The sequence below is a fragment of the Paradesulfitobacterium ferrireducens genome (assembly GCF_017310645.1).
GTDB lineage: Bacteria > Bacillota > Desulfitobacteriia > Desulfitobacteriales > Desulfitobacteriaceae > Paradesulfitobacterium > Paradesulfitobacterium ferrireducens.
On sequence record NZ_JAFLRH010000038.1, the window covers coordinates 19,177 to 29,012 of the forward strand.

The following is a 9,836-nucleotide window of genomic DNA, read 5'->3' on the forward strand; positions in this document are numbered from 1 at the left end:
TCAGGAGTGAAGAAAAATTGAGAATTGCTTTGATTTCATGCACCAGCAGAAAAAAAGCATATAAATGCCCAGCAAGAGACTTATATTCAGAAAGCCCGCGGTTTCGGTTGGCATATGCTTTGGCAAAGCTTGTTACAGATAAAATATTTATTCTTTCCGCAAAATATGGCTTAGTGCCGGAGGATATGATTATTGAACCTTATAACGAAACCTTAAAAGATAAAAGTGCCCAGGAACGGCGAGCATGGGGAGACATGGTGCTAAACGAATTACGAAAAGTTTCCGACTTAGAACGCGATGAGTTTATTGTTTTGGCCGGCGAAGTTTATCAAGAAAATCTGCTGCCCCATTTGGTTCATTTTTGGCTTCCTCTCAAAGGCAAGAGGCAAGGAGAATGGATTCCGGAGTTAGAGAGACTGATTAGGCTTGAAAGCGAATCAGATAAAGTGATAGTTCTTCATATGCTTTTCAATGGTCTGTCGCGATTGGATTGGACGATGATAAATCGGATTCCTTATCAAAATGGTATATACATCATGTTTGAAAAGGGCGAAAGCTACCATGGCATGGATAGAATAGTTCGCATAGGTACCCACCGGGGTCAAGACCGTTTGTTGAAAAGGTTAAGAGACCATTTTGTGAAAGAGGATGCTGATGGCAGTATTTTCCGTAAAAATATCGGTCGTGCTTTTTTGAAAATGACTTCGGATCCATATTTACAAGTGTGGGAAATTGATATGCATAATTCTGCAAATGAAAGAAACTATGGACACTTAATAAATGAAGAGTTTGAAACGGAACTTGAGGCAAAAATTGGCCGATATTTAAGGGACAACATCACCTTTGTCTGTTTTCCGGTTGATGAAGAAGCTGAGCGGTTGAGGTTAGAAGAAGGTATTATTGCATCACTTAACAGGCATCCATTATTTGGCCCGAGCAGCAATTGGCTTGGTTTGAATAGCCCTATGCCGGAGATTGCAAGCAGCGGTCTTTGGAATAGACAGGGTTTGCTGGGACAACCTTTATCTGATGAAGAATTAGAGCGGGTTAAGTGGCTTGCCAGATTTGGAAACGATAGTTACAGAAACAATACGGGGCGTAGAGCACGTGTACAAAGAGCAGAGGATAGTGTCAGGGTGGCTGTTGAAGCTACGGGTTCACAAGGGAAAACAGCTGATGATGTAAGGCAGTACATAGAAAAATTGTTGCAGGAAGCAAAGGTGATAGGCGAAGACTATATTGATTTGGTTTCAGGGGATATTCATAAGCAGATGGGCATGAAAAACAGGATGCCGCAGATATGCCGGATTATGTATGAGAAAATGATGCCTGGCGATAAAGTTTTACATACTACTCCCAGCGGTAAAAGTTCGACTATAAAAATCAGGTATGACCTCAGAAATAGATAAGGGTGAGAAATAGCGTAATAATAATTCCTGCTAGCAAAAGAGGTGCGGAAAAGTGGCTGTTAATTATAAAAAGTGCCCTAAATGCGGGTCTAAGAATTCGGTTAAAATTGTATATGGCATGCCAAGTTTTAAGCTTTTCCAGGAAGCCGAAGCCGGAAAAGTAAAATTGGGCGGCTGCTGCATTATAGAGGGCAGTCATGAATACTACTGCAAGGATTGTAACAATGAGTGGAACCGGGAGCAGGCACTTGACATCGCATACGGCCAGATCAAAGGGCTTAAAGCATCAGTGGGTGGTTACTTCGGTGGTTATTATCGTGTAACTATTGATTTGACAAATCTTAAAACTACATGGCTGTTCAACGAGGGCGGTTCTGAAGAAACCAGTAAAAGATACATTCGAACAAAAACAGCAGAAGAATTCATTAAGTGTTTAAAAGAAATTGATTTGCTGAATTGGAAAGCCAGGTACATAGAACCCGGAATCTGTGATGGTACTCAATGGAGCATTGAAATAATTACTAGCGGGAGAACCGTAAAAAAGTATGGCAACAATAAGTTTCCGGAAGAATGGAAGCAATTCTGCAAGATGATAAAAAGAATAACCGAAAAGGAATTCAGGTGAAAGTGATGAAAGCCTTTCAGATAAAAATTGAATTAATTGATTCCGAACCGCTAATATGGAGAAGGGTAGTTATCCCGGCGGATGTTACCTTCAGACTCCTGCATGACACAATACAATTTTCAATGGGTTGGCGGGATTATCATCTTTATGAGTTTGAGCTCCCGCAAGAGAAACTCAGAATTACAAATGACGAAGAATCCTATGAGGAATTTAAATTTTACTCTGCCAAGTACAAAAGCAAAAAGCCAACAAAGAAGGAAGATACCCATGGTATTATAGCCAGGATAATTGAAACAACTATCAGGCAGCCTCAGACGGTCAAAATTGATAACTATCTGGAAAAATATAAGACACTAGAGTACATTTACGACTTTGGCGACTACTGGAGACATAAAATTGAACTGGAAAAAACCATAGAAGATTATGAGTTTGGTTACCCTACAATACTTGCGGGCGAGGGCGCTTGTCCGCCGGAAGATGTAGGTGGCCTTGGCGGTTATAAAGAATTCCTTGAAGCATGGAATGACCCTAAGTACCCGGAACATGAATCAATGCGGCAATGGGGAGAAAGCCAGCATTACAGGGAATTTGACATTGACTTTAGGAATGATTTGCTCAAGACATGCTTGAAAATCAAAAAAGTAAGGTGACAGGAGAAAACGGCGTTAAATTTCTGAAGAAAAAAATTAAGGTTCCAATGGACATTTGCTGCCATAAGATACGGTTATTTGAAACGCGTAATATCCACTGATTGGAGGGAGAGTATGCCAAAAGCACGAAAGATGTTGAGTGACTGGGATGCGCCGTATCTCCAGGCGCTGGTGAAATTAATTGAAACTCAGAGCAAGGCAACGCTTGCGCATTGGGCAGTTGATTATGCCGAGCGAGTAATTTTGCCGCTGTGGAGCAAGTACTATCCGGATGACCTGCGTCCGCAAAATGCACTGAATGCCGGCAGGGAGTGGTTGTCGGGAGCAATAAAGCTGCCGCAGGCGAAAACGGTAATCCTCGAGTGCCACACGGCCGCGCACGAAGCCGGCGGGAATCCTGTTGCGCAAGCCGCTGCCAGGGCGATCGGTCAATCTGCGTCGACTATCCACTCAGCAAGGCACTGTATCGGATTGCCGCTATACGGGGCGGTAGCAGTTGCCTATGACACGCTTGGAATAAAGGTTCCATGGGCGCAGCTGGAGGAATGCGCTGCCGACGAGTGCGGACGTATGCATGACGCGCTGCGTGACGTTGCTGTAGAGAACGAACCAAACCCGGCGAAAATCGACTGGAAATGCTGAGTATGAGCCATCGGAGGCCGGGACATTTGATGTTAAAATGATTAGGGGTGATGTTATGGACAGTTTTGTAAAATTATATATAACGGTCAAAAAAGTTTGCAATCCAATTAACGATTTTTACCTGTCGGCAGAACTCTCTCCCTAATTTAATTATAGCATGCATTTAATGGAAGAAATAGACTGTTTATTTTTGTGCCCTTCCGCTAAAATATTGTATAAATAATGGTCAGAAGTGGCTTGCTTCAAAGGCTAAACAAGCTATTTATTAATGCTCGAGGAACAGATAATGGCATCAAGGCCGATTGAAAATTGACCCACTCGAAAAAGCACTTCTTCGGGAGGGCTTTTTTTTGACCAAATATTTATAGGCAATAAAAAACAATTAAAATTCGATAATAATTTATTGATAAACGATAAAAATTTGTTAAAATCAAATCAATAAGCAATAAGTGGAGGTGCTTTTATGCAACGAGAAACACTCTTTTTAAAGATATCTGTCATCCTTATGGGGCTTCCTGTCCTCGCTTCATGTATTTATTTGTTGCCTGGCATAGCTGAATTTTTTGCAGAATTGAATCCAAAGTTGGCTTTTTTGCAATATCCCTTTTTAATCGGTTTGTATGTAACAGCGATAGTATTTTTCGCAGCGTTGTACCAGGCTTTAAAACTATTGAGTTATATTGACAGGAACCAGGCGTTTTCGGACTTATCCGTAAAGGCGTTAAAGAATATAAAAACCTGTGCCCTTACCATCGGTGGCTTATATGTGGCATTTATGCCGCTCTTATATCTCATGGCAGAGGCAGACGACGCTCCGGGAATGATACTGATCGGCTTGATTATTATTTTTGGCTGCCTGGTGATTGCTGTCTTTGCCGCTATTCTTCAAAAATTGTTGAAAAAGGCCATAGACATAAAATCAGAAAACGATTTGACGATCTGAGGTGAATTACATGGCGATTACAATTAATATCGATGTGATGCTGGCCAAAAGGAAAATGAGCGTCACAGAACTTGCGCAGAGGGTTGGCATAACGATGGCTAATCTTTCCATATTGAAAAACGGCAAGGCAAGAGCGATTCGGTTTTCCACACTGGAGGGGATTTGCAAGGCTCTGCAATGTCAGCCCGGAGATATTTTGGAATACAAAAGTGACGAAGACAATCAGGAAGAAAGGGAGGTATAACCATGGATACCGGCAATCCGATTATTGAAAATATGGCTAACCCCCGTGAGCTGGAGCGAATGTTTAGAAAAGACCCCGAAGGTTTTAAAAAGGCATTCTCAGACGCTTGGAGACAAAACCCCGATTCGCAGGTTCTTGCCGTTTGGCATGAAAGATTGTATTTCCAAGAGACGGCAGGTACAGATAAAGCTCCCTGGCTCCGGAAAGATTTCTTAATCATGGGCCTTTTAGCGATTTTGGCCGGAGTAAGCACCAGAATACTTCTGCACTTTGCCGAACAGCAGGCAATAGCCCCTATTAACCTTGTTTTTGGCATAATTCCCTTTATTGCTGCCTATTTTGTATACAATAATACCCCGAAAAAAAATATTCTTTGCACCCTTGCATCGTTATTCCTAATCGCCGGATTTTATCTTAATATGCTGCCCTTGGAGCATAAAGACAGTATTATCCTGGCTTATATGCATCTCCCCGTTTTCTTATGGGTATTATTGGGGCTTGCATTTACAGGAAATGAATATGGTTTAGGCAGTAGAAGATTAGCTTATCTTAAGTTTAATGGGGAATTCTTAATTCTCTACGTCATTATGGCAATCAGCGGAATGCTGCTGACAGCATTAACCACGCAGTTATTTAGGTTTGTCGGCATGGATATAAAGGAATTCTATTTTAAAAATGTCGTTGTATTTGGTGCTGCGACTCTCGCTGTTGTAGCTGCATACCTGGTATCAAGGAACCTTAAACTTGCTAAAAATATTGCGCCATATATAGCCAAAATTTTTAGTCCTCTTGTGCTGGCTACATTGCTGGTCTATCTTATAACGGCTATTTTGGTCGGAAAAAATCCATTCTTGGACCGTGATTTCCTCCTAGCCTTCAACGGAATACTCCTCAGTGTATTGGCCGTCACCATATTCTCCATTACCGAAAGTGGCACAGACGAGAAAAAGAACATTTCCGATTATATAAATTTTGCCCTGATTGTTCTTGCTCTTTTCATTGACAGTGTGGCTTTATCAGCCATATTGTTCAGGCTTTCTTCTTTCGGGATTACGCCCAACAGAGTTGCTGTTTTAGGTGTAAACATACTTATCTGGGCCAATCTGATTTGGGTTATGCTCTCCTCTATGCGTTATCTGCGAAACAAAACCGGACTTTCAACGATCCAGGATGCCGTTACTAAGTATTTGCCGGTCTACGGGCTTTGGGCAGCTTTTGTTACATTTACTTTTCCTTTAATTTTTTAGGTTCATTAGAAAGAATCCAATGGGAGTTTGCTGCCATTAGATCGTTCAGGAAGCAATAAATAAAGGATTGGCAATGAAATGATTGAAATAATGCAGGATACCGAATACACCGGAATTGACTGTGGTAACATATCCAGTGTTTTCTTTTGCTTGCTTTTTACAGTCCGAAGCACGTTGAGACAGTCGTCTTGATAGAGCGGAAGTAGCTTGGTATCAGCGGTTTTCAGGGTTTTGGGATAATTTGCTAGTGTGTTTTATGTTTCCTTGGACGTATGATTCAAGGGAACTTTTTGTTTAGGGGGTCGCACTTTTACGCAGAATTAAACAAATACGCGTAAAGAAGGAGGGTTTTGCGTATTTGTATATGTAATTAGGGGGAAACGACCCCCTCTAAAATATAGAGTTTTGATGGATGGATCAAATCGAGTGACAGTGTCGCTCAAAAGAAAACACAACCCATAAAGCCGTGCACCGCAAGGCTCTATTAGCTTTTGGGAGGAAACGGATATGCTTCCGTGGGCGGGGAAAGAAAACAGGAGAGGTTGGCCAATCCATCCTTGGGGTATACCATTGATATCGAAAAAGTAAGAAACGCCTATTTGAGCACCAAGGAAAATCCGGCGGAAGAGAATATCTTCCGGCAGCTAAGGCTAAATCAATGGGTCAAACAGTGCACTCGCTGGATGCCGATGGAAAAGTGGGATGACTGTGCCTTTACGATCAATATTGACTCCCTGAGAGGCAGGGAGTGCTTCGCCGGCCTTGACCTTTCCAGTACCACGGATATCACGGCCTTAGTATTGGTATTCCCGCCAAGGACAGAGGCGGAGAAGTATATTGTTCTTCCGTATTTCTGGATTCCCGAAGATAATTTACATCTTCGCGTTAGGAGGGACCATGTTCCCTACGATATCTGGGAAAAGCAAGGCTTTCTTAAAAAAACCGAGGGAAACGTTGTTCATTACGGATTTATCGAAACCTTTATCGAGGAGCTGGGACAAAATACAACATCAAGGAAATCGCCTTCGACCGCTGGGGAGCTGTGCAAATGGTGCAAAACTTAGAGGGTATGGGATTTACGGTTGTGCCGTTTGGCCAAGGATACAAGGATATATCTCCGCCCTCGAAGGAATTAATGAAGCTAACTCTGGAGAAAAAAATCGCCCATGGGGGGAACCCGGTGCTGCGTTGGATGATGGATAACATCTATGTGAAAACGGATCCCGCGGGAAACATAAAGCCGGACAAAGAAAAAAGAACCGAGCGTATTGACGGTGCTGTCGCTTTAATTATGGCATTAGATAGAGCGCTCCGACATTTGGATCATGGAAACATTTATGATAAACGCGGGCTGTTAATACTTTAAAGAAAGAGTATGATAGAGACGACGAATGAAATAATGAACAGTCGTAGGATAATGTGCATTCAATTCGAGCTGCAGTGTCTGGAGCGAGAGATAGCAATTAGGGCTTTTTTAATAAGCTAGTACATGGTATAATTTAACAAACGGAAGAAATTAAGGGTGATCGAAAAATGATTACGGAGCATATCGTTCAATCCATGACGGAGAGAATTGTACATTCTTTCTCCCCAGAAAAAATTATTGTCTTTGGTTCTTGGGCGCGTAATGAAGCCACCGAAGATAGCGATATTGATTTTTTGGTTATTACCTCTTATAACGGCTCCAAAAGAGATATCCAAGTAGCCATTAGAAGAGAACTAAAGGGATTCGGTGTTCCTAAAGACGTTATTGTCGCTACAAGAGAAGAGATCGAGGAAAAACGAGATTTACCCGGATATCTTTACGGAACCGCACTACGAGAGGGGAAAGTCGTCTATGAGCGAATCGAGTAATAGACAACTGGCATTACGCTGGTTGGAGTATGCGAGAAATGATTTACAGGCAGCGTCCGTAATTCTTTCACGTGATGACGTGGCTCCTCGAACCGCTTGTTTTCTGGCCCAGCAAAGTGCTGAAAAAGCCTTGAAAGCTATTCTAGTATTAAAAGGATTGAATGTAATAAAAACTCATGACCTTGATGCAATAACCGAAAAATTGCCGAAAAATGAGAGTACAGTGTTTGAAAGTCTTGATTTAACGTGGTTAACTGAATGGAGTGTGGAATCTCGTTATCCTGGAGATTGGCCGGAAGCTTCAAGCGAGGATGCCAAAAAAGCAGTAGCAATAGCCACGGAAGTCCTCGATGTTAGTACCAGTTTTTTTTTAGCAAATGAGCATATATTGCGCCACTTTGATACCAAATACGAAGCTTTTTAGATTAATTACCCATACATGTTTAAGAAGGCCAATTATAGCCTGTACCAAACAGTATGGGCTGTTTTTATGCCTTTTTGAGAAAGTTGAAGCTGAGGAGGTGACAAAAACTTGCACTTCTTACAACGGATAAAGTTCCTCTTCGGTCAGGGCTTCGATGATTATATCCAACGTTTCCTTGCCGGTGAAGACGTGCCCGACATCAATCATCCAGGCCAGGTCGACTCTCAAAAAGCCATGAAATACACGGCTGTTTTTGCTTGTGTCAGGGTTCTTTCCGAAAGCTCGCTGCAACTCCGGTTATGCTTTACCGAAAGCAGGAGAACGGAGACCGGGAGACGCGAAATGATTTAGCCGTCTATGACGTTCTTCATAACCAGACCAACGAAGAAATGTCTCCGTTTAACTTCAAAGAAAGCTGCATGGTGGCTCTTAACCTGGGCGGGAACTCGGTCAGCCAAAAGCTAGTCAACAAATATGGTGATCTCGTGGGTCTTTACCCTTATGAGTGGCCCAAGGTGACCATCACTCGCGATCCCACCACGAGCAGATTGGTTTATAAAATCAGGGACGGAACCAAACAACTGGATCTGCCGAGGGATCAAGTTTTCCATATTTCCGGGCTCAGTATGGACGGAGTGGTTGGATTATCTCCCATTGAATATGTTTCTTCTGCCATTAAGCTCGGTTTATCCTACGAGCGATTCGGAACCAACTTTTATAAAAACGGGGCCAATTCCTCCGGGGTGATTGAATATCCAGGCACCCTTGCCGAGCAAGCCTATGAGCGTTTGAAGAAGGACTTTGCGAGGAGTTATCAGGGGCTGGCGAACACCGGGAAACCCATCATCCTGGAAGGCGGGGCGAAGTTTACCCAACTCATGATCAAGCACGCGGACGCCCAGCTCATCGAGAGTAAGAAATTTCAACTGGAAGATATTGCTCGGATTTACCGGGTACCGCTTCACCTCATTCAGAATCTTGACCGGGCCACGAACAATAATATTGAGCATCAGAGTCTGGAGTTCGTCATGTACACCATGCTCCCCTGGTTCAAACGCTGGGAAGAAAATATCAAAATGCAACTGTTATCCCCGCTGGAACGAAAAGCGGGGTTTTATATTGAGTTCAAAGTGGAAAATCTCCTGCGAGGGCCAGCATTGCTTCGGTGATTGCCATGGCCGGCGACATTGTGTATATGCCGAAACGCCATGATGATGATTCACAAGGCCTGGACATATGGGGTGGGAAACGCCAACGATTTCAGAAAACTGGCCGATGATATGGACAAAATCGACGAGAGCATCTTAGTAACCTATGAAACCAAAACAGGACTGGAGAAAGAGAAGATTATGGAAATGGTCAATACCCCGGTCAATCCTCCGGTGTATGCCCAACCCAAATCGAAGGACGAAAGAAAGTTTGCGACTTTCGGGGAACAGCTGCGCGCCGTCGTGGAAGCGGCCAAACCCGGTGGGACGATTGATCCCAGACTCTCCATTAAAGCGGCTTCGGGACTTAATGAATCCGTAGGCAGCGACGGCGGTTTCTTGGTGGAGGAGGACTTTACCAAGGAGTTACTTAAACGGACCTACGAAACCGGCGTATTAGCCAGCAAGTGCAACAAAATTCCTTTAAGTACGGCCGCCAACTCCATGAAAATTAACGGCGTCGATGAAACCAGCCGCAAAAACGGATCCCGCTGGGGTGGGATCCAGGCCTATTGGGAAGGAGAAGCGGATGCCTTAACCGGAAGTAAGCCCAAGTTCCGGCAAATGGAGCTCAACTTACGAAAGCTCAC

General features: G+C 43.3%; 12 protein-coding genes and 1 pseudogene. 12 read left to right on the top strand and 1 reads right to left on the bottom strand.

The window, feature by feature from the left end; translation table 11 throughout:
• Positions 1–17 precede the first annotated feature (17 nt).
• The 10 genes and pseudogenes from J0X21_RS12595 (at position 18) to J0X21_RS12640 (ending at position 8,038) form a co-directional block, all read left to right on the top strand.
• A complete protein-coding gene (locus tag J0X21_RS12595) occupies positions 18–1,409 on the top strand; it encodes a DUF6884 domain-containing protein (RefSeq protein WP_206812561.1) in 1,392 nt (463 codons plus the stop codon).
• A gap of 52 nt (positions 1,410–1,461) precedes the next feature.
• Complete coding sequence (locus J0X21_RS12600) at positions 1,462–2,034, top strand: hypothetical protein (RefSeq protein ID WP_206812562.1); 573 nt, start codon at positions 1,462–1,464, stop codon at positions 2,032–2,034.
• Between the two features lie 5 nt (positions 2,035–2,039).
• Positions 2,040–2,684 carry a plasmid pRiA4b ORF-3 family protein gene (locus J0X21_RS12605; RefSeq protein WP_206812572.1) on the top strand — a complete coding sequence of 215 codons (645 nt, stop codon included), beginning with the start codon at positions 2,040–2,042 and terminating at the stop codon, positions 2,682–2,684.
• 114 nt (positions 2,685–2,798) lie between these two features.
• Positions 2,799–3,326, top strand: coding sequence for a putative immunity protein (locus J0X21_RS12610; RefSeq protein ID WP_206812563.1), 528 nt, complete (start codon positions 2,799–2,801; stop codon positions 3,324–3,326).
• A gap of 463 nt (positions 3,327–3,789) precedes the next feature.
• Entirely contained in the window at positions 3,790–4,269 is a 480-nt protein-coding gene (locus tag J0X21_RS12615) for a DUF2975 domain-containing protein (protein WP_206812564.1), read from the top strand.
• 10 nt (positions 4,270–4,279) lie between these two features.
• Positions 4,280–4,513, top strand: a complete 234-nt coding sequence (locus tag J0X21_RS12620) for a helix-turn-helix domain-containing protein (protein ID WP_206812565.1) — start codon at positions 4,280–4,282, stop codon at positions 4,511–4,513.
• Positions 4,514–4,515: 2 nt separating this feature from the next.
• Positions 4,516–5,760: a DUF4153 domain-containing protein gene (locus J0X21_RS12625; protein ID WP_206812566.1), complete on the top strand. Its 1,245-nt coding sequence runs from the start codon at positions 4,516–4,518 to the stop codon at positions 5,758–5,760.
• Between the two features lie 545 nt (positions 5,761–6,305).
• Positions 6,306–7,126, top strand: a pseudogene (locus J0X21_RS12630) (terminase TerL endonuclease subunit); the annotation flags it as partial.
• Between the two features lie 167 nt (positions 7,127–7,293).
• Positions 7,294–7,614: a nucleotidyltransferase domain-containing protein gene (locus J0X21_RS12635; RefSeq protein WP_206812567.1), complete on the top strand. Its 321-nt coding sequence runs from the start codon at positions 7,294–7,296 to the stop codon at positions 7,612–7,614.
• The gene (locus tag J0X21_RS12640) at positions 7,598–8,038 is read left to right on the top strand and encodes a HEPN domain-containing protein (RefSeq protein ID WP_206812568.1); all 441 of its coding nucleotides are present in this window, start codon (positions 7,598–7,600) and stop codon (positions 8,036–8,038) included. Before J0X21_RS12635 ends, J0X21_RS12640 begins: the two co-directional genes overlap by 17 nt.
• Before the next feature lie 117 nt (positions 8,039–8,155).
• Here the strand turns inward: J0X21_RS12640 and J0X21_RS12645 are convergent, their stop codons facing one another.
• Positions 8,156–8,329, bottom strand: coding sequence for a hypothetical protein (locus J0X21_RS12645; protein ID WP_206812569.1), 174 nt, complete (start codon positions 8,327–8,329; stop codon positions 8,156–8,158).
• A gap of 8 nt (positions 8,330–8,337) precedes the next feature.
• Here J0X21_RS12645 and J0X21_RS12650 point away from each other — a divergent pair, with 8 nt between their 5' ends.
• Together J0X21_RS12650 and J0X21_RS12655 are read left to right on the top strand one after the other, a co-directional pair.
• A complete protein-coding gene (locus J0X21_RS12650) occupies positions 8,338–9,207 on the top strand; it encodes a phage portal protein (protein ID WP_206812570.1) in 870 nt (289 codons plus the stop codon).
• A gap of 39 nt (positions 9,208–9,246) precedes the next feature.
• Positions 9,247–9,836 (top strand): phage major capsid protein (locus J0X21_RS12655; protein ID WP_206812571.1); only part of this gene is annotated, 590 nt, incomplete at its 3' end.